We start from the raw sequence: 19,270 nt of genomic DNA, 5'->3' as shown, positions 1-19,270 counted from the left end.
CTCCTATGCTGAGCCTCGTGCGCATCGCGTTGCGGCGCCCCTATACCTTTCTGGTATTGGCTATTTTCATCCTGATCATCGGCCCGCTGGCGGCCTGGCGAACGCCGACCGACATCTTTCCCGAAATCCGTATCCCGGTCATCGCGGTGATCTGGCAGTACACCGGCCTGCCGCCCGACCAGATGGCGGGGCGCATCACGTCGCCGTTCGAGCGCGTGCTGACCACCACGGTCAACGACATTCGCCATATCGAAGCGCAGTCGATGAATGGCTACGGCATCGTGAAGATCTTCTTCCAGCCCGGCGTCAACATCAGCACGGCCAACGCCCAGGTCACGTCGGTATCCCAGGCGATCCTGCGGCAACTGCCGCCCAGCACCGTGCCGCCGCTGGTGCTCAACTACAGCGCCTCCACCGTGCCCATTGTGCAACTGGCCTTGTCGGGCGCGGGTTTGAGCGAGCAGCGCCTGGGCGATATTGGCCTTAACCAGGTGCGCCTGATGCTCACCACCGTGCCCGGTGCGGCGCTGCCATACCCATTTGGCGGCAAGAGCCGCCAGGTGCAGATCGACCTTGATTCGGCGCGCATGCAGGCGCGCGGCCTGTCGGCGCAAGACGTCGCCACCGCCCTGGCCACGCAGAACCTGATCACGCCGGTGGGCACGCAGAAGATCGGCAGCTACGAATTCAACCTGCAACTGAACAACGCACCGTCGGATTTCCATGACCTGGAAAACCTGCCGATCAAGACCGCCGACGGCACCACCGTGCTGATCCGCGATGTGGCCACCGTGCGCGACGGCAACCCGCCGCAAACCAACATCGTGCACGTGAACGGCAACCGCTCGGTGCTGCTGCCGGTGCTCAAGACCGGCTCGGCATCGACCTTGGGCGTGATCGCCGGGATCAAGGAAAAGCTCGCGGACAACAAGGCCGCCTTGCCGCCTGACCTGAACATCGACCTGATCGGCGACCAGTCACTGTTCGTGCGCTCGGCCATCAGCGGCGTGGCCCGTGAAGGCGTGATCGCGGCGGCGCTGACCAGCCTGATGATCCTGCTGTTCCTTGGCAGCTGGCGTTCGACGGTGATCATCGCCACGTCGATTCCGTTGGCGATCCTGGCCTCGATTGCCACGCTTTCGGCTCTGGGCGAAACCCTCAATATCATGACCCTCGGCGGCCTGGCGCTGGCAGTCGGCATCCTGGTGGACGACGCCACGGTGACCATCGAGAACATCAACTGGCACCTGGAGCAGGGCAAGCCGGTGGAGACGGCGATCCTCGACGGTGCGGCGCAGATCGTCACGCCGGCGTTCGTTTCGCTGCTGTGTATTTGCATCGTGTTTGTGCCGATGTTCTTCCTCGACGGCGTGGCGCGCTTCCTGTTTGTACCGATGGCTGAGGCGGTGATTTTCGCCATGATTGCCTCGTTCATTCTGTCGCGTACGCTGGTGCCGACACTCGCCAACTACCTGCTCAAGCCGCATGTGCACGGTGAGGACGGGCACGCGCCGTCGCGCAATCCGCTGGTGAATTTTCAACGTGGTTTCGAGCGGCGTTTTGAAGGCTTTCGCGAGCGCTACCACAGCGTGTTGGACAGTGCCTTGCACCATCGCCGCACGGTGGTGATCGGCCTGCTGGCGTTTGTTGCGGTGTCGTTTGCGCTGGTGCCGTTTCTGGGGCGCAACTTCTTCCCCGAGGTCGATTCCGGCTTGATCCTGCTGCACGTGCGTGCCCCGGTGGGCACGCGGGTGGAAAGCAACGCGCACTTGATCGCCGACATCGAGAACGCGATCCGGCGCAAAGTCCCGGCCAATGAGCTCAAGGCGTTGGTCGACAACATCGGCCTGTCGATCAGTGGCATCAACGTGGTGTACAACAACACCGGCACCGTGGGTTCCCAGGACAGCGACATTCAGATCAGCCTCAATGAAGGCCACCGTCCGACGGCAGAATACATGCGCATATTGCGCGAAACCCTGCCACGCGAGTTTCCGAGCGCGGTGTTCTCGTTCCCGGCGTCCGACATCGTCGGGCAGATCCTTAACTTCGGCTCGTCGGCACCGATTGACCTGCAAATCACCGGCAATAACCTGGCGGGCAACTTCACGTACGCCAGCGCGTTGCTGCGGGATATTCGCCGGGTGCCGGGCGTGGTCGATGCGCGCATCCAGCAGTCGCGGCAATTGCCGACGTTCAATATCGACGTGGACCGCACCCGCGCGCAATTGGTCGGCTTGACCGAGCGCGACGTGACCAACAGCCTGGTGGTCAACCTCGCCGGTTCCAGCCAGGTGGCGCCGACCTTCTGGTTGAACCCGGCCAACGGCATTTCCTACCCGATCGTGATGCAAACCCCGCAGTACAGCCTTGAAAGCCTGGCGGCGTTGCACAACCTGCCGTTGAGTGGCGGCAGCGGGGCGGCCACCGACCAGACGTTGGGCGGCCTGGCGAATATCCAGCGCAGCCACAGTAATTCGGTGTTCACCCAATCGGATATCCAGCCAGTGGTCGAAGTGCTGACCGCGATTCAGGACCGCGACCTCGGTGGCGTTGCCGCCGATATCCAAAAGATCATCGCCGCCCACGCCGGTGAAGTACCTACCGGCTCCAAGGTCATCCTGCAAGGCCAGGTACAGACCATGAACGCGGCGTTCAGTGGCTTGCTGTTCGGCCTGCTCGGCGCGGTGGTGCTGATCTACTTGCTGATCGTGGTCAACTTCCAATCCTGGGCCGACCCGTTTGTGATCATCACCGCGTTGCCGGCGGCGCTGGCGGGCATCGTGTGGATGCTGTTTATCACGCACACGCCGCTGTCGGTGCCGGCGCTGACCGGGGCGATCATGTGCATGGGCGTGGCCACTGCCAACGCCATTTTGGTGGTGAGCTTCTGTCGCGAACGCCTGGCGGTGCACGGCGATGCGGTGCAGGCCGCGCTCGAAGCCGGCTTCACCCGGCTGCGGCCGGTGTTGATGACGGCCATTTCGATGATCATCGGCATGGCGCCCATGGCCTTGGGCCTGGGCGAGGGCGGCGAGCAGAACGCGCCACTGGGCCGCGCGGTGATCGGCGGCCTGGCGTTTGCCACCGTCGCCACGTTGATTCTGGTTCCGTTGATTTTCAGTCTTGTCCACGGGCGTCGCCAGCACGCCACGCGTGCGACCACCATTACCCAAGGGGTTTGACATGTCCGTTTCCGTTTCTAAATCCAAGTCTTCCCGTGGCCTGCTGTGGCTGATCGTGGGTGCGGCAGTGGTGGTTGTCATCGTCGGTGTCGGCATCGGCGTGCGCGCCAGTGAATCGCGCGACCTCAAGACCTGGACCGACGCCCAGGCGTTGCCCAGCGTCAACCTGATCAAGCCGGTGGTGCAGGCCCAGGGCCCGGTGCTCAACCTGCCGGGGCGGATGGAGGCGTACTCACGCGCGTCGATCTTCGCCCGGGTCAACGGCTACCTGAAATCCTGGAATGTCGACATCGGCACCCGCGTCAAAGCCGGGCAAGTGTTGGCTGAAATCGACACCCCGGAACTCGACCAGCAACTGCTGCAGGCCCGTGCCACGTTGGCCTCGGCCCAAGCCGATGAGCACCTCGCCGAAACCACCGCCAAACGCTGGCAGGCCATGCTGGCGAACTACTCGGTGTCGCGCCAGGACGTGGATGAACGCACCGGCGACCTGACCGCCAAGCAAGCCAAAGTGGCGGCGGCCAAGGCCAATGTCGACCAGCTGGTCGCAACCAAGGGCTTCCAGCATCTGGTTGCGCCGTTTGCCGGTGTGGTCACCGCGCGCAGCACTGACGTAGGCGCGTTGATCAGTGCGGGCGGGACCGCCGGCAAAGAGCTGTTTGCGGTGGCCGATGTCAGCCGCCTGCGCGTGTATGTGCAGGTGCCGCAAACCTTCTCGCCACAGATTCGCGAAGGCACCACCGCGCGCCTCAGCGTGCCGGAGTACCGCGGCGAAACCTTCACCGGCAAAGTGATTGCCACCGCCGACGCGGTCAACGCTGCCTCCGGCAGCACGCTCGTGCAATTGCTGGTGGACAACCCCGGTGGCCGCTTGCTGCCCGGTGGCTACACCAGCGTGCAGTTTGACTTGCCGGTGCAGGCCGACGTCATCCGCGTGCCGTCCAGCGCCTTGGTGTTCGATGACAAGGGCATGCGCGTCGCGACCCTGGACGCCAACAACCATGTGCACTTCAAGACCGTCAGCATCGCCCGCGATTTTGGTGACAGCGTCGAAATCGCCAGCGGCCTGCAAGCCGCCGACCGCGTGATCGACACGCCGCCCGATGGCCTGGCTGATGATGATTCGGTGCAGCTGGCGGTCGCTGCCACTGAGGTCAAACCCCATGGCTAAGCGCAATGTGCTGGGTTTGATCGCCACGCTGAGCCTGGGCGCCTGCTCGTTGGCGCCACCGCTGAACGTGCCGCACACACCGATGGCCGCGCAGTTTCACACCCAAGGGCCCTGGACGGTCGGCACGCCGAACGATCAGGCCAACCGGGATGGCTGGTGGCGCGTCTACAACGACCCGCAGCTGGATGCGATGCAGCAGCAGTTGTTGAAAAATAACGCCGACCTGAGCGCGGCGCTCGCGCATTACCAGCAATCTCAAGGGTTCCTGGCCCAGGACCGTTCGGGGCTGTTCCCGAAGATCTCGGCCATTGGCAACGGCCAGCGCATTCGCCAGTCAGACACCAAGCCGTTGCGCTCGGCCACTTCACCGGATGTCTACAACTCCGCGACCCTGGGCCTGGAAGTCGACTATGAAGTCGACCTGTGGGGCCGCGTGCGCGACACCGTGGCCGCCGGCACCAGCGACTCGGATGCGGCCAGGGCAGACCTGGCGTCGGTACGCCTGAGCCTGCAGGCGCAACTGGCCGACAGCTATATCCGCCTGCGCGGTATCGATTGGCAGAACCAGTTGCTGGAGCAGACGCGCGACGCTTACGCCAAGGCCCTTGGCCTGACCGAAGGTTTGCATGGCGGCGGTATCGTCTCCGGCCTGGACGTGGCGCGGGCGCGTACGCAGTTGTCGACGGTTAAATCACAGCTCAGCCAGAGTCAGGTGCAACGGGCGCTGCTGGAGCATTCGATAGCGGCGATGCTCGGTGAGTCGGCTTCCACTTATAGCGTCGCCGTGAACGTGGCGCCGATTGCCTTGCCTAATGTGCCGACCGGCGTGCCTTCCAGCCTGTTGCAGCGTCGGCCGGATATTGCGGCTGCCGAGCGTCGTATTGCTGCGGCCAATGCGCGGATTGGCGTCGCCAAGGCGGCGTGGTTCCCGCAGATCACGCTGAGCGCCCAAGGCGGTTATCAGAGTGACGAGTTTGCCCGCTTGCTCAGCGCGCCCAACCTGTTCTGGGCCATCGGCCCATCACTGGTGGGCACCCTGTTTGACGGCGGCGCGCGTCAGGCCCAGGTGGACATCGCCAAGGCCGCCACCGATGAAGCGGCGGCCAAATACCGTGGCGTGGTGTTGGGTGCGTTCGAGCAGGTGGAGGACAACCTGTCGCAAATCGCCGGCCTGGGCACGGCCCTGGATGATCAGCGTGATGCGGCGGCTGCGGCGCAATACGCCGAAGACCTGTCCACCTCACGTTATCGCCAGGGCGCCGTGGCATACCTGGATGTGGTGACTGCGCAAGTGGCGGCGCTGGAAGCCAAGCGCAGCGTGTTGCAATTGCAAACTCAGCAATTGAGCGCCAATGTGGGCCTGATCAAGGCGCTGGGCGGCGGATGGAACGTGGCTCAATTGGCTGCGTCGACCCCTGATGAAACTAAGGAGAAGTGAGCATGACCGAGTACGTACCCCCGAAAGTCTGGACCTGGGACACTGAAAGCGGCGGCACCTTTGCCAGTATCAACCGGCCTATCGCCGGTGCGACTCACGAGCAGGAATTGCCGGTTGGCAAGCACCCGTTGCAGCTGTATTCGCTGGCCACACCCAATGGCCAGAAGGTCACGATCCTGCTGGAAGAGCTGTTGGCCCTGGGGCACGCCGGCGCGGAATACGACGCCTGGCTGATCAAGATCGGTGACGGTGATCAGTTTGGCAGCGGGTTTGTGGCGGTGAACCCGAACTCGAAGATCCCGGCGTTGCTGGACCGCAGTGGGGATACGCCGATTCGGGTGTTCGAATCGGGGGCGATTTTGCAGTACCTGGCGCAGAAGTTTGGGGCGTTCTTTCCCACTGAGCCGGCGGCGCGTGCGGAGTGTTTGTCGTGGTTGTTCTGGCAGATGGGCAGTGCGCCGTACCTGGGCGGCGGGTTTGGGCATTTTTATGCGTATGCGCCGAGCAAGATGGAGTACCCGATCAATCGGTTTGCCATGGAGACCAAACGCCAGCTGGATGTGCTGGATCAGCGGTTGGCGGTGAGTGAGTACATTGCCGGGGATGAGTACACCATTGCGGATATTGCGATCTGGCCTTGGTATGGCGGGTTGGTCAAAGGCCGGTTGTATGGGGCTTCGGCGGAGTTTTTGTCGGTGCATGAGTACAAGCATGTGCTGCGTTGGGCGAACGCGATTGAGGCGCGGCCGGCGGTGCAGCGGGGGCGCAGGGTGAATCGGGTTTCTGGGGAGGTTTCGGAGCAGTTGCGTGAGCGGCATGATGCGAGTGATTTGGACTGACTTTTTTTTGGGGGGGTGAGTACATATCCGTTGCTGCGGTCACGGCGGCTGGCGGTTCCGCTCTTACAGCGGGTCACTTTTGGCAAACGCCCCAAAAGTAACCAAAAGGTCTTTGCCCCACCACTCGGCACCTCGCCTAGGCTCGGTGTGCCCTCACTCCGGCTTGAATCCGTGGGCCGCCGCGACGGGCCATCCATGGCCCAACGCGGCTAACCCGGCGTCCTGCCGGGTTACCCACGGATTCAAGCCTGCGTTCGGCCAGCGTGGTTGACGGGGCCTGTCAGATCACAAGCAAGATCAAAAGCAAAAGCACGGCGGCCTGAAAGCCGACCTGAGTGGTAGAAGCAAAAGCAGATCAAAAGCAGAACAACACCACATCAACCTGATGCACAGAGATCCAAATGTGGGAGCGGGCTTGCCCGCGAATGCTGTGTGTCAGCTACACATTAGTTGACTGACCCACCGCCTTCGCGAGCAAGCCCGCTCCTACAATTTGACCGAGTGCAGCCCGCCACCACCGCACTGCTTTGCTTTTCTGTGGGAGCTGGCTTGCCTGCGATGCAGACACCTCGGTGTATCAGGCATAACCAGTCGATGCTATCGCAGGCAAGCCAGCTCCCACATTTGATTGAGTTCAGCTTCCAGAATCAGGTCGGCTGTCAGGCCGCCTCGGCCGCGCTTTTGATCTAACCACTCAGGTCGGCTACTAGGCCGCCGTGCTTTTGCTTTTGATTTTGATCTTAGGCGCCCCACGCTCCAAAGCCTGCGTGAGGGCACACCGAGCCCAAGCGAGGTGCCAAGTGGTGGGGCAAGAGCCTTTTGGTTACTTTTGGGCCGACCGCCAGCCTGGGGCTTAGCTCCGCACGGTTTAACTCAAAAAGCCGGTGCTCACCGCCACGATCAGGAAAATCCCCAGCAGCGCGCGGTAGATCACGAACGGCCAGGTGGAGAACCGCTCCAGGAACTTCATCAGGCCCCAGATGGCAAAGAACGCCGAGACGCTGGCGACCACCAGCCCGAAGATCAAGTGCGACCAGGCGTGGGCGGGCATGTCGGCGTGCAGCAGCACCCACAGTTCTTTCAAACCGGCGAGGGCGATGGCCGGCAGGCCCAGCAGGAAGGAAAAGCGCGCAGCTTCTTCACGCTTGAAGTTCAGGAACAGCGCGGCGGTGAGTGTCGAACCGGAGCGCGACACCCCAGGAATCAGCGCGCCAATCTGCGCGATACCGACAATCAGCGCATCGCGCAGGCGCATTTCGCTCATCTCACGGGTGTGGCGCGCGCGCACTTCGGCCACTGCCAGCAATACCGCCATCACCACGCAGGCAATCCCGATCACCATCAGGCCGCGTAACGGCGAGTTGCAGGTATTCAGGGTCGAAGACAGCGCCAGGCCGGCAATCCCAATCGGGATAGTGGCCAACACAATCGCCACGGCCAGTTTGAACCACCGGTCGTTGTAGTCGCCCCGGCGCACCGCACTGATGCTGCCGGTGGTCACCTGGCGCACGTCACGCCAGAAGTAACTGACCACCGCCGCCAGCGCCGCCAACTGCATGGCCGCGGAAAACGCCGAACCCGGGTCTTGCCAGCCGAGCAGGGCGGGCACCACTCGCATGTGGGCTGTGGACGACACCGGCAACAGCTCGGTAATGCCCTGGATGACGCCCAGGATGAAGATCTGCAGGTAGTCCAGAGAGGCAAAGCCCACATCCAGGCCGGCGGAACAGACGTTTGTCACAATACGTGTCCTTGAAAAAAGGGGCTTTAGAAGAAGCAGTAGGCGAAGTTTATTCTAAATGTTTCAGGATATTGGACGCGGAGTAGCAAATCCGCAATCGGTTCAGCAAACAGAAAGGTTATGCAATGTATTGGCGTGTGTATCACTTTTGTGAACAATGGGGTTTTGCGTATTTTCACCGAGAGCCCAATGCCTGAAACCACCGTCGAATTGATCCAGACCGGCCCCGATGCGTCTGAGCTGATCCGTAATCTTTACCAGTACTATGCCTATGAGTCGTCAGACTGGGAGCAGGAAGATGTGGAGTCGGATGGCCGTTTCTATATCCATGACGAGCACCTGACCCGCTACTGGCAAGACCCGCAATGGAGCGCCAACCTGCTGCTGGTGGATGGCTACATCGCCGGCTTCCTGCTGATCGAAGGCAGCGAGCTGCCGGGCATCGACGCACTGGAACTGGCCGACCTGTTCATCCTCAAGCGCTATCGCCGCAAAGGCATTGGCCGCGCTATCGCCACCCAAGTGCTGCGCAGTGGCGAGACCAATTGGCTGGTGCGGTTCTACGATCAGGATGAAGTGTCCCAGGCGTTCTGGCGCGCGGTGCTCGATGACCTGCCGCGCCCGGTGCAGATGCTTGAGCTGGATGACGATCCGCAGTTGGTCAGTTATTTGATTACGCGGGCCGCGCTGCACTAAACACGATGTTGGACTTAGCCGGGCACGGCCGCACTTGGACTCGTCGGCCGGTTTCGCCCTGAATGGCACAGGCCCAAGGCCATGGCATCTACTCTATTCGCAGCGCTTTTTGCCTGAATATCCGAAGGGCACGGTGACCCGCCTTGGCCTGGGTACGGGTAAACAACCCAACAGCCAAAACCCTTAACACTGCCGCTAGGCTCCCGCGTTGAACAACACTTGCTGCATCGCCTGCGGCGGTTGCCCGAACGCGCGCAGAAATGCCTGGCGCATGCGCTCGCGGTCACCGAAGCCGGTTTCGCGGGCCACCACTTCGACCGGGTGACGGCTGGTTTCCATCATCGCCCGGGCAGCTTCCACCCGCAGCGACTCGATGGCCTTGGCCGGCGTCTGCCCGGTTTCTTCGCGGAACACCCGGCTGAATTGGCGCGGGCTCAGCCGAGCCACCTCGGCCAGGGCTTCCACCGACAGGTCGTGGGTCAGGTTTTCGCGGGCATAGGCCAGGGCCAGTTGCACGCGGTCGGACTTGGGGTCCAGTTCCAGTAACGCCGACAATTGCGATTGCTCACTGCCGCGGCGCTGGGCAATCACCAGCTTGCGGGCGATGCGTCGGGCGAGGTCGCTGCCCAGGTCGGCTTCCACCATGGCCAACGCCAGGTCCACCCCGGCGCTCATGCCGGCGCCAGTCCAGACCTGACCGTCAACCACGAACAGTTTGTCTTCTTCGAGTTGAATATCCGGGTAGCGCTTGCGAAATGCCGGCGCGTGAATCCAGTGGGTGGTGGTGCGCTTGCCTTCGAGCAAACCGGCTTCGGCCAGCACGAAAATGCCCATGCACAGCGAGGCCACGCGCCGCGACTGCGCAGAGGCGGCTTTGACCACTTCCAGCAGGTTGGCCTCGGGCAGGCGAAATTCCAGGTAGCCGCTGACGATCAGCGTGTCATAACCCTGTGGCCGAATCGGGCTGGTATTCACCGAAAAACCCTGGGAGGTCATGACGGCGCCGCCGCTCTCCGAGACCAGATGAAACTCATAAGCCGGTTCACCGCGCAGCAGGTTCGCGCACTCGAACACCGAACCCAGGCTGAGGCTCAGGGACTGGAAATTCGGGTAAACCATCAGCGCAACGCTGTGCATCGTCATTCTCCAAGGGGCGTGGGAGAGGGGATTGTCGGCGGGTACCAGGCAAACGGCAACCGACTTTGTGCCATGTCCGAAATCCTTGCGGATATGACATTGTTGAAGTTTTTCTCGACGCCTAACATCCCCTCAACGAACTAGACGACTGGTCTAATCGGGACGGGATGAATGATGACTAACGCGACTAACAGTACGAGGCAGACCATTCTGGATACGGCGCAATTGATTGTGAGCCGCAAAGGATTTTCTGCCGTGGGGTTGAACGAAATACTTCAAGCCGCCGATGTACCCAAAGGGTCGTTTTATCACTACTTCCATTCCAAAGATGCATTCGGCGTGGTCTTGCTCGACACCTATTTCGACCAATACCTCAAAGGCATGGAGCAACTGTTCCAGCAACCCGGGCTGCCCTGGGCCGCCAGGTTGATGCGCTATTGGCACACCTGGATCGACAACCAGACCGGCTGCACCGACGCGGGCAAATGCCTTGCCGTCAAACTCGGTGCCGAGGTGTCAGACCTTTCAGAGCCAATGCGTTTGTCCCTGCAACGCGGCACCACACGCACCATCGCCTTGCTGGCCGAGGCCTTGCAGCACGGCATCCAGGATGGCTCGCTGGCGGTTCAGCAACACCCCGAAAGCCTGGCTCGGCGCTTGTACGCGCTGTGGTTGGGGACCAGCGTCATGAGCAAGATCACCCGAACATCCGCGCCTTTTGACGAGGCGCTGCTGCTGACCCGACAGTTATTGGGTTGCCCTGAACTGCTGATGCATACACCTACTGAAACCATCGATCGAGGCACTGGAAAATGAAAGTATTAATGGTACTGACCTCTCACGACCAGCTTGGCAATACCGGTCGTAAAACCGGCTTCTGGCTCGAAGAATTTGCGGCGCCCTATTACACCTTCAAAGACGCGGGTGCCGAACTGGTGCTGGCATCCCCGGCCGGCGGCCAGCCACCGCTGGACCCGGTCAGCGATCAGCCGGATGCACAGACCGAGCAAACCCGTCGCTTTGCTGGCGACCCGGCGGCCCAACAGGCCCTGGCCAGCACCGTCAAGCTGGACACGGTCAACGCCAACGACTTCGACACCGTGTTCTACCCAGGCGGCCATGGCCCGCTGTGGGACTTGGCCGAATCGCAAACGTCGATCGCACTGATCGAGGCCTTTGAGCGTGCCGGCAAGCCGATTGGTTTTGTCTGCCATGCGCCGGGCGCTCTGCGTCATGTCAAGGCCGTGAATGGCGAGCCGCTGGTCAAGGGCCGTCGTGTTACCGGCTTCTCCAATGCTGAAGAAGCTGCGGTTGGCCTGACCGATGTGGTGCCGTTCCTGATTGAAGATGATTTCAAGGCGCTCGGCGGCCACTATGAAAAGGGCGCTGATTGGCAGTCCTTCGTGCTCGAAGACGGCTTGCTGGTGACCGGGCAGAATCCTGCCAGTTCCAGTGCTGTGGCCAAGGCCCTGCTCACACTCACCGCCTGAATTAATCACACACGTTATTGATTGGCGGCTCCTTGGAGCCGCCAATGCTTTTGCTCGCCCTGAATTTGGAAATTTCACATGACTCATCATTTAAATACCCCAGTAAAACTGGGCCATCACACGCTCAATAACCGTGTTGTCTTGCCGCCTCTGACGCGTCAACGCAGCGCGCAACCCGGCGATATCGCCACCGACCTGATGGCCGAGTATTACCGCCAGCGCGCCACGGCCGGTTTCATGGTCAGCGAAGGCACGCAGATCGAACCGCGCGGCCAGGGTTACGCCTGGACGCCGGGTATCTACAGCCCGGCGCAGATCGACGGCTGGCGCAAAGTCACCGACGCCGTGCATGCCGAAGGTGGCGTGATCTTCGCCCAGCTGTGGCATGTGGGGCGCGTGTCCCATAACGCGCTGCAACCGGAGGGCGCCGCACCGGTCGCGCCGTCGGCCATTGCGGCGGAGCAGGCAAAAGCCTTTATCGAAACCGGGCCTGGCGTCGGCGAGCTGATGCAGCCGCCCGTGCCGCGTGCGTTGAGCAGGCTGGAAATTGAAGAACTGGTAGGGCACTACGCACAGGCGGCGCGCAATGCATTGGATGCCGGTTTTGACGGGGTGGAAATCCACGCCGCCAATGGTTACCTGGTCAACCAGTTCATCTCCGCCCACGCCAACCAGCGTGATGACGAATACGGCGGCTCGCTGCACAACCGCCTGCGCTTTCTACGCGAGATCGTCGAGGCCGTGACCGCCGTGGTCGGCCCGCAGCGCCTGGGTGTGCGTTTTTCTCCGCTGTTCAGCGGCACGGATCAGGACCGCGTGTACATCGGCCTGGTCGAGGAAGATCCGCATCACACCTACATTGAAGCGATCAAGGTGCTCGAGGCATCGGGCATTGCCTATGTGTCTATCGCCGAGGCTGACTGGGACAACGCTCCCGACCTGCCCGAAACCTTCCGTCAGGCGGTGCGCAGCACGTTCAGCGGGCGCATCATCTACGCCGGTCGCTATACCGCTGAGCGTGGGGCAAAACTGGTGGAGGCGGGGCTGGCAGACTTGATTGCCTTCGGCCGTCCGTTCATTGCCAACCCGGACCTGCCGCAGCGACTGTTCAACGGCTGGCCGCTGAACCCGTTGCGGGCGCAGGGCATGTACGGCGGCTCGGAAGAGGGCTACACCGATTACCCGGCGTTCGCCGAGTAACTAGTCGATGCCCCGGCGCAGATCTGTTGTCGGGGCCGTCGAGCAGTGGCGCGGCGGCGAAGGCGGTGGGGCAGGCAACAACATGTTGACCGTGCCGCCGCCATTGCAGCCTCGCTGGAGCTCTACAACTGCCACCGCTGGTCTTCAGCAGGGCGGATGAGCGTCATTCCACGCGCAACACAATCTTGCCAATGTGATCGCCGCCTTCCATCCGCGCATGGGCCTGGGCGGCGTCGGTGTATTCGTACACCTTGTCGATCATCGGCAGGCAGCGTCCGGCGGACAGTACCGGCCACACGTATTCGCGCAGCTGTTCGGCAATGGCAGCCTTTTCGTCCTTGGTGCGTGCGCGCAGCAAGGAGCCGGTGATCACGGCGCGCTTGCCGAGGATGGTCAGCAGGTCGACGTCATTGGCCTTGCCGCCGCCGAGGAAGCCCAGCATCACCAGGTGCCCGTCCATGGCCAGGGACTTGAGGTTATTGTTCAGGTACGAGGCGCCCATGATGTCGAGGATCACATTCACGCCCTTGTTGTCGGTCTTCTGCGCGATGACCTCGGCGAAGTCCTGCTCGCGGTAGTTGATCGGCTCGGCGCCCAGCTTGGCGATCGCCGCACATTTGTCGGCGCTGCCGGCGGTGGCGAACGCCTGGATACCGTATTCGCGGCACAGCATCAACGCGGTGGTACCGATGCCGCTGGTGCCGCCGTGGATCAGCACGCTCTGGCCGGTATGAGCATCACCCAGGCCAAACAGGTTGGCCCAGACGGTGAAGAAGGTTTCCGGCACGGCGGCGGCTTGAATCCAGTCCATGCCATCCGGAATCGGCAAGGCCTGGCTGGCAGGCACCGCGCAAAATTGTGCATACCCACCGCCGTTGGTCAGGGCACACACCTTGTCACCCAGCGCGTACTCGCTGACACCCTCGCCCAATGCAACCACTTCACCCGCCACTTCCAAGCCTGGAATGGGGCTCATGCCAGGTTTCATTGGGTACTTGCCGGCGCGCTGCAACGCATCCGGGCGGTTGACGCCGGCCGCGTGCACGCGAATCAGGATTTCACCGGGACCTGCCACCGGCACATCGGCCCGGCGCGGTTGCAGGACCTCGGGGCCGCCAGGGGCGGTGATTTCGATCAGGGTCATTTCTTTTGGCAGTGACATGTGCGATTACCTGCAACGATGAGCGTATGAGTTGGGACCGCGTCGGGCAGTCGCCGGTTCAGCCGCATCATACCCAGGGTCAGCGCCTGTCGAAAAAAAAAGCCGGACAAGCCCGGCAAAATAAGGAGAGGGTGATTCACTCGCTTCAGCGATTGAGGAACGCCAACAAGTCTTCATTCAGCTGCTGGGTGTGGGTGGCGGCAAAACCGTGCGGCGCATCCTTGTACACCTTCAGCTGTGCGCCCTTGATCATCTCGGCCGCGACTTTACCGGTGGTTTCGAACGGTACGACCTGGTCGCCGTCACCGTGGATCACCAGGGTTGGCACCTCGATCTTGGCCATGTCCGGGCGGAAGTCGGTCTCGGAGAACACGGTGACACAATCCACGGTCGATTTAAGCGACGCCAGCAACGCGACCTGCAAGGTCTGCGTCAGCACGCCCTGGGAGACTTTCTGGCCCTTGTTGATGCCATAGAACGAGGCGTTGAAGTCGCTGATAAATTGCGCGCGATCCTTCAGCAGCCCGGCCTTGATGCCATCAAACACCGCGGTAGGCACGCCCTGCGGGTAATCCGGTTTTTGGCCGAAGATCGGCGTGACGGCGCCCAGCAGCACGAGGCCGGCCAAACGCGAGTTGCCGTGGCGAGCGATGTAGCGGGCCACATCGCCGCCGCCCATCGAGAAGCCCACCAGGGTCACCTCCTTGAGGTCCAGGTGTTCGATCAGTTGGGCGATATCGTCGGCGAAAGTGTCGTAGTCGTTACCGGTCCACGGTTGGTCCGAGCGGCCAAAACCCCGGCGGTCGAAGGCGATGGTGCGAAAGCCACGGCTGCTCAGGTATTCCATCTGGTATTCCCACATGTCGGCATCCAGTGGCCAACCGTGGCTGAACAGCACGGGCTTACCGCTGCCCCAATCCTTGAAATAAATCTGGGTACCGTCTTTGGCAACGAATGTGCTCATGGAAAACTCCTTGGGGTCAGGGGGCAAAAGCTCAGTCTCACTATCGCGTTAAACCGGCCCAGGGGCTTGTACGGATGTGCTCGGTTGAACGCTTGCGCGTCTGCATTGGTCCACTGACCTCTACCGTCAGTTCAACAGGTGAACCAAATGGCCAAGACTTACAGCTACGCCGCTCGGGATTCCAAGGATGCACTCAAGCCTTTTACCTTCGAGCGCCGCGCGCCGGGGTCGGACGACGTCCAGATCGATATTCTCTATTGCGGCGTGTGCCACTCCGACCTGCACACCGCGCGTAACGAATGGCACAACACCTTGTACCCGTCGGTGCCCGGCCATGAAATCGTCGGCCGCGTCACGGCCGTCGGTGCCAACGTGAAAAAATTCAAGGTCGGTGACCTGGCCGGTGTCGGTTGTATGGTCGACAGTTGCCAGCACTGCGCATCCTGCGCCGAGGGCGAGGAGCAATACTGCGAGAACGGCTTTACCGGCACCTACAATGGCCCGGTGTTCGGCGGCGAAAACACCTTTGGCGGCTACTCGGACAATATCGTGGTCAAGGAGAAGTTCGTGCTGCGCATCTCCCACGATTCGAACCTGGCGGCCGTGGCGCCGCTGCTGTGCGCGGGCATTACCACTTACTCGCCGCTGCACCACTGGAAGGTGGGGCCCGGCAAAAAAGTCGGGGTCGTCGGCCTCGGCGGGCTAGGGCATATGGCGGTGAAGATCGCGCATGCCATGGGCGCGCATGTCACGCTGTTCACCACCTCGCCGAACAAGCGCGAAGACGGCCTGCGCCTGGGGGCCGACCAAGTGGTGGTGTCAAAGAACCCGGACGAGATGGCCAAGGTCGTCAACAGCCTGGACTTCATCCTCAACACCGTTGCCGCGCCGCACGACCTCGATGCGTTTCTCAATCTGCTCAAGCGCGATGGCACCATGACGCTGGTCGGCGCACCCGACAGCCCGCATCCGTCGCCGACGGTGTTCAACCTGATCTTCAAACGCCGCAGCCTGGCCGGTTCGTTGATTGGTGGCATCCAGGAAACCCAGGACATGCTGGACTTCTGCGCCAAGCACAAGATTGTCTCGGACATCGAGATGATCGACATCCAGGGCATCAACGAGGCGTACGAGCGGATGCTCAAGGGCGATGTGAAGTATCGCTTCGTGATTGATATGGAGAGCTTGAAGAAGGAAAGTCACGCGGCTTGAAACGCGGCAGACCTACGGTGGGAGCGGGCTTGCTCGCGAAAGCGCATTGACAGTCAACAGAGTCATCGACTGATCCATCGCCTTCGCGGGCAAGCCCGCTCCCACATTTGTTCAGTGCAGGCCGTTAAGCCGACAAGTGCTCGTAGAGAATCGTCGCACCCACCAGCATCAACACCACGCCGCCGACCATTTCGGCGCGCTTGCCCACCACCGTGCCCAGCACCCGACCGAGCATCATGCCGATGGTTACCATGGTCATGGTCGCCAGGCCGATGGCTGCCGACGCCACCAGAATATTCACATCGATAAAGGCCAGGCCCACGCCGACGGCCATCGCATCAATGCTGGTCGCAAAGGCGGTAATGGCCAGGATCATGAAGGAATGCTGGGTCGGCTTTTCCGCCTCCTCATCGTCCGCCTTGAGCCCGTTGTAGATCATGTGCAAGCCCAGTGCGACCAGCAGGGTAAAGGCGATCCAGTGATCCCAGTCCTCCACCCAACGCGTGGCTGCATGGCCGATGGCCCAGCCGATCATCGGCGTAATGGCTTCGATCACACCAAAAATCAGGCCGGCGCGCAGTGCTTCGATCAGACGCGGTTTGTGCAGGCTGGAGCCTTTGCCGATGGCCGCCGCGAAGGCGTCCGTGGACATGGCCAGGGCGAGAAAAATCAGGGAAATGGGGTTCACGGTGAGGCTTCCAGTCGGGCTGTATGAGTCAACGACACAACCACACGCCCGACTTTAGGCATGGATGTGTCGCTGGTCTCACCAACCTCAACGGTGTTCGTACCACGGCAGGTTGCCGAATATGTTGATACGAACGCTTCTGAGCGGGTCAGAAGCCGGTTACTCCCCAACGAAGGGGCGCATCATAGACAGCCAAATATGAAAATTCCGTCAACGCCCTTCAAATACCGGTGGGCGGCGCTCCATACGCTCAGGCCGACGTCGGCGCCGAGGATCACCACGCCGACGCGCTGGGCGGCGAGGGCGACGGAGTCTTGCGAGGTTGGGTAGCGGGCGAAGAACGATCGGAGTGCGCCATATCATTAGTCCTTTAAACGTAACTGCGTGGGAAAGCTCCTTTTGAGCACTTTCAGCGTAGCTAGCGTAGGACCGGGGTTTGTAATGGTTGGCTATAACCAGGCGCGCCCGCCGACGAAAATCATTTTTGACACCAGCTCCACGATGTTTTTCACCTCAAGTTTCTTCATCAGCCGTGCCCTGTGCACTTCCACCGTACGGTGAGAGATCGCCAGGCGCTGGGCGATCTCCTTGGATTTAAGACCGTTGACGATGTGCATGGCGATTTCCCGCTCCCGTGGCGTCAGGTCGCCGGTACCCTGGTGCGTGCGGTCCAGGCGCTCGAAGTGCCAGATCATCAGCTTGAACGGGTCTCTGGGCGTGAGGGTGTAGCCGTGGGACTTGGCCCAGAACACCTCGCCGCTTTTGTGCTGCATGAAGCGTTCATCGGAGTAGAAGCCGTTCTCGCTCTCCAGCAGCCAGTCGTGGCTACGCTTGCCGATGGCGTGATAATCGGCCTGGGACGGGTAGATCAGCAGGGTCAGTTGGTTGACCAATTCGTCGCGCGAATAGCCGAACAACTGCAGGAAGGCCTCATTGCAATCGACCATCACGCGGTTGCGCGTGACCAGTTGCGGGGCGGGGGAGAGCTGGAACGCCAGGCGTTCGATATCTTGAAGTTGCTGGGTAAACGCGTTCATTGGGCATCCTGCCTCGTTGCTTTTCTCACCGGGCTACTTATCCATGTAAGTAGTTACACGAATTGGCGAGCGCTCAGCGGTGCGTCATTGTAGGTAAATGTCCGCATCAAAAATAGAAGAAATTGATTATGCCAGCTGATTGCGTCTCCATTGTTGCCGCCGGTCATTCGCGTTTTGGTCGCCTGGAAGGCACCACCCTTGAAGACCTGATCGTGCAGGTTACCCGCGAAGCCCTGGCCGATGCGGCCATTGATGCGTCGCAAATCGATGCGTTGTTCCTGGGGCACTTCAACTCGGGGTTGGTGCCTGACGGGTTTGCCAGCTCCTTGCTGTTGCAGGCCGACCCGGGCCTGCGCTTCAAACCCGCCACGCGGTGTGAAAACGCCTGTGCGTCCGGCTCGGCGGCGATTCAGGCCGGGGTCAACGCGATCCTCTCCGGCAGCGCCGACCTGGTGCTGGTGGTCGGCGCCGAGAAGATGACCCACACGTCCACCGCCGAGGTCACTCAGGCCCTGGCCGGCGCCGGTTATCAGAACGACCCGGCCGAAGCCGGCTTGAGTTTCCCGCAGCTGTTCGGCCGTGCGGCGCGCCAATACACCGAGCGCTACCACTGCCCGCTGGGCTCGATGGCCGCCATCGCCACCAAGAACCACACCAATGCCATGGCCAACCCGCTGGCGCAAATGCACCGGGTGATGGATTTCGAACACTGCAACAACGTGTCCAAGAGCAACCCGTTTGTGGCCGAGTCACTGCGCCTGACCGATTGCTCGTTGATCAGCGACGGCGCCGCCGCGATCATCCTGGCCTCACCCAAGCGAGCGCGCGCGTTTCGTCGAGACGTGCAGATTCGTGCGATGACCCAGGTCAACGACTGCTTGCCCATTGCCCAGCGCGACATCCTGGCGTTTGAAGGCCCGCAACGGGCCATCCACTCGGCGCTGCGCGGGGCGAATATCACCCTGGCCGACCTGAGTTTCGCCGAGGTGCACGACTGCTTCACCATCGCCGAACTGCTGATCTACGAAGCCATGGGCCTGGCGCCCAAGGGCGAGGGCCATCGCGTGCTCGACAGTGGCGTGGTGCGCGCCGGCGGGCGGCTGCCGGTGAATCTCTCGGGTGGGCTCAAGGCCAAGGGGCATCCGGTGGGTGCCACCGGCGTGTCGATGCACGCCTTGGCGTTCCGCCAATTGACCGGCGAACCGATTGGCCTGGCGGTGCCCAACCCGGAGTTTGGCCTGGTGTTCAACATGGGCGGCATGGCAGTGGCCAACTACGCCTCGGTCCTGCACGCGCGCCGGTACTGACCC

16 protein-coding genes are annotated in these 19,270 nt (G+C 61.8%); 10 read left to right on the top strand and 6 right to left on the bottom strand.

The features are described 5' to 3' along the window. The first annotated feature begins 5 nt into the window (after nucleotides 1-5). Genes L8K08_RS15845 through yghU form a run of 4 tightly spaced genes read left to right on the top strand, consistent with a single transcriptional unit; the run spans nucleotide 6 to nucleotide 6,633 of the window. Nucleotides 6-3,185, top strand: coding sequence for an efflux RND transporter permease subunit (locus L8K08_RS15845; protein WP_242198513.1), 3,180 nt, complete (start codon nucleotides 6-8; stop codon nucleotides 3,183-3,185). A gap of 1 nt (nucleotide 3,186) precedes the next feature. Next, the gene (locus L8K08_RS15840) at nucleotides 3,187-4,356 is read left to right on the top strand and encodes an efflux RND transporter periplasmic adaptor subunit (protein ID WP_242198512.1); all 1,170 of its coding nucleotides are present in this window, start codon (nucleotides 3,187-3,189) and stop codon (nucleotides 4,354-4,356) included. Next, a complete protein-coding gene (locus L8K08_RS15835) occupies nucleotides 4,349-5,794 on the top strand; it encodes an efflux transporter outer membrane subunit (RefSeq protein WP_242198511.1) in 1,446 nt (481 codons plus the stop codon). Before L8K08_RS15840 ends, L8K08_RS15835 begins: the two co-directional genes overlap by 8 nt. A 2-nt stretch (nucleotides 5,795-5,796) precedes the next feature. After that, complete coding sequence (gene yghU, locus L8K08_RS15830; RefSeq protein ID WP_242198509.1) at nucleotides 5,797-6,633, top strand: glutathione-dependent disulfide-bond oxidoreductase; 837 nt, start codon at nucleotides 5,797-5,799, stop codon at nucleotides 6,631-6,633. An 868-nt stretch (nucleotides 6,634-7,501) separates the two neighbouring features. Here the strand turns inward: yghU and L8K08_RS15825 are convergent. Beyond that, nucleotides 7,502-8,374, bottom strand: a complete 873-nt coding sequence (locus L8K08_RS15825; RefSeq protein ID WP_106579591.1) for an undecaprenyl-diphosphate phosphatase — start codon at nucleotides 8,372-8,374, stop codon at nucleotides 7,502-7,504. Between the two features lie 189 nt (nucleotides 8,375-8,563). Between L8K08_RS15825 and L8K08_RS15820 the strand changes: the two genes are divergently transcribed. After that, nucleotides 8,564-9,070: a GNAT family N-acetyltransferase gene (locus tag L8K08_RS15820; RefSeq protein ID WP_242198507.1), complete on the top strand. Its 507-nt coding sequence runs from the start codon at nucleotides 8,564-8,566 to the stop codon at nucleotides 9,068-9,070. Nucleotides 9,071-9,265: 195 nt separating this feature from the next. On the opposite strand, the gene L8K08_RS15815 is transcribed toward L8K08_RS15820, so the two are convergent. Beyond that, nucleotides 9,266-10,207: a GlxA family transcriptional regulator gene (locus L8K08_RS15815; protein WP_145164881.1), complete on the bottom strand. Its 942-nt coding sequence runs from the start codon at nucleotides 10,205-10,207 to the stop codon at nucleotides 9,266-9,268. 174 nt (nucleotides 10,208-10,381) lie between these two features. Between L8K08_RS15815 and L8K08_RS15810 the strand changes: the two genes are divergently transcribed. The 3 genes from L8K08_RS15810 (at nucleotide 10,382) to L8K08_RS15800 (ending at nucleotide 12,897) form a co-directional block, all read left to right on the top strand. Then, entirely contained in the window at nucleotides 10,382-11,023 is a 642-nt protein-coding gene (locus tag L8K08_RS15810; protein WP_242198505.1) for a TetR/AcrR family transcriptional regulator, read from the top strand. After that, nucleotides 11,020-11,697, top strand: coding sequence for a type 1 glutamine amidotransferase domain-containing protein (locus L8K08_RS15805; RefSeq protein WP_242198504.1), 678 nt, complete (start codon nucleotides 11,020-11,022; stop codon nucleotides 11,695-11,697). Before L8K08_RS15810 ends, L8K08_RS15805 begins: the two co-directional genes overlap by 4 nt. 78 nt (nucleotides 11,698-11,775) lie before the next feature. After that, complete coding sequence (locus tag L8K08_RS15800; RefSeq protein ID WP_145164887.1) at nucleotides 11,776-12,897, top strand: alkene reductase; 1,122 nt, start codon at nucleotides 11,776-11,778, stop codon at nucleotides 12,895-12,897. A 163-nt stretch (nucleotides 12,898-13,060) separates the two neighbouring features. On the opposite strand, the gene L8K08_RS15795 is transcribed toward L8K08_RS15800, so the two are convergent. Then, nucleotides 13,061-14,059, bottom strand: coding sequence for an NAD(P)H-quinone oxidoreductase (locus tag L8K08_RS15795; RefSeq protein WP_242198502.1), 999 nt, complete (start codon nucleotides 14,057-14,059; stop codon nucleotides 13,061-13,063). A gap of 145 nt (nucleotides 14,060-14,204) precedes the next feature. Then, on the bottom strand, nucleotides 14,205-15,023 hold the full coding sequence (locus L8K08_RS15790) for an alpha/beta hydrolase (RefSeq protein WP_145164891.1): 819 nt from the start codon (nucleotides 15,021-15,023) through the stop codon (nucleotides 14,205-14,207). Between the two features lie 147 nt (nucleotides 15,024-15,170). Here L8K08_RS15790 and L8K08_RS15785 point away from each other — a divergent pair, with 147 nt between their 5' ends. After that, nucleotides 15,171-16,235 (top strand): NAD(P)-dependent alcohol dehydrogenase, encoded by a 1,065-nt coding sequence (locus tag L8K08_RS15785; RefSeq protein WP_242198500.1) that lies wholly within the window; start codon nucleotides 15,171-15,173, stop codon nucleotides 16,233-16,235. Nucleotides 16,236-16,359: 124 nt separating this feature from the next. Here L8K08_RS15785 and mntP read toward each other — a convergent pair whose 3' ends face one another. Further along, the gene (gene mntP, locus L8K08_RS15780; protein WP_145164895.1) at nucleotides 16,360-16,923 is read right to left on the bottom strand and encodes a manganese efflux pump MntP; all 564 of its coding nucleotides are present in this window, start codon (nucleotides 16,921-16,923) and stop codon (nucleotides 16,360-16,362) included. Between the two features lie 449 nt (nucleotides 16,924-17,372). Further along, nucleotides 17,373-17,960: a LuxR C-terminal-related transcriptional regulator gene (locus L8K08_RS15775; RefSeq protein ID WP_119736077.1), complete on the bottom strand. Its 588-nt coding sequence runs from the start codon at nucleotides 17,958-17,960 to the stop codon at nucleotides 17,373-17,375. Nucleotides 17,961-18,088: 128 nt separating this feature from the next. Between L8K08_RS15775 and L8K08_RS15770 the strand changes: the two genes are divergently transcribed. Continuing rightward, the gene (locus tag L8K08_RS15770) at nucleotides 18,089-19,267 is read left to right on the top strand and encodes an acetyl-CoA acetyltransferase (protein ID WP_106579606.1); all 1,179 of its coding nucleotides are present in this window, start codon (nucleotides 18,089-18,091) and stop codon (nucleotides 19,265-19,267) included. The last annotated feature ends 3 nt before the right edge of the window (nucleotides 19,268-19,270 follow it).

It is taken from the genome of Pseudomonas sp. TREG-RG-20F-10-E-6-01, from assembly GCF_022662455.1.
GTDB lineage: Bacteria > Pseudomonadota > Gammaproteobacteria > Pseudomonadales > Pseudomonadaceae > Aquipseudomonas.
This window is presented reverse-complemented; position numbering and strand designations above follow the sequence as displayed.

Excerpts from the sequence above, each read along its gene's own strand:
- L8K08_RS15805 (WP_242198504.1), top strand. The coding sequence starts at position 11,020 with ATGAAAGTATTAATGGTACTGACCTCTCACGACCAGCTTGGCAATACC.
- L8K08_RS15790 (WP_145164891.1), bottom strand. The coding sequence starts at position 15,023 with ATGAGCACATTCGTTGCCAAAGACGGTACCCAGATTTATTTCAAGGAT.
- L8K08_RS15775 (WP_119736077.1), bottom strand. The coding sequence starts at position 17,960 with ATGAACGCGTTTACCCAGCAACTTCAAGATATCGAACGCCTGGCGTTC.
- L8K08_RS15815 (WP_145164881.1), bottom strand. The coding sequence starts at position 10,207 with ATGCACAGCGTTGCGCTGATGGTTTACCCGAATTTCCAGTCCCTGAGC.
- L8K08_RS15840 (WP_242198512.1), top strand. The coding sequence starts at position 3,187 with ATGTCCGTTTCCGTTTCTAAATCCAAGTCTTCCCGTGGCCTGCTGTGG.
- L8K08_RS15770 (WP_106579606.1), top strand. The coding sequence starts at position 18,089 with ATGCCAGCTGATTGCGTCTCCATTGTTGCCGCCGGTCATTCGCGTTTT.
- L8K08_RS15820 (WP_242198507.1), top strand. The coding sequence starts at position 8,564 with ATGCCTGAAACCACCGTCGAATTGATCCAGACCGGCCCCGATGCGTCT.
- L8K08_RS15845 (WP_242198513.1), top strand. The coding sequence starts at position 6 with ATGCTGAGCCTCGTGCGCATCGCGTTGCGGCGCCCCTATACCTTTCTG.
- L8K08_RS15835 (WP_242198511.1), top strand. The coding sequence starts at position 4,349 with ATGGCTAAGCGCAATGTGCTGGGTTTGATCGCCACGCTGAGCCTGGGC.
- L8K08_RS15800 (WP_145164887.1), top strand. The coding sequence starts at position 11,776 with ATGACTCATCATTTAAATACCCCAGTAAAACTGGGCCATCACACGCTC.
- L8K08_RS15795 (WP_242198502.1), bottom strand. The coding sequence starts at position 14,059 with ATGTCACTGCCAAAAGAAATGACCCTGATCGAAATCACCGCCCCTGGC.
- L8K08_RS15810 (WP_242198505.1), top strand. The coding sequence starts at position 10,382 with ATGACTAACGCGACTAACAGTACGAGGCAGACCATTCTGGATACGGCG.
- L8K08_RS15785 (WP_242198500.1), top strand. The coding sequence starts at position 15,171 with ATGGCCAAGACTTACAGCTACGCCGCTCGGGATTCCAAGGATGCACTC.
- yghU (WP_242198509.1), top strand. The coding sequence starts at position 5,797 with ATGACCGAGTACGTACCCCCGAAAGTCTGGACCTGGGACACTGAAAGC.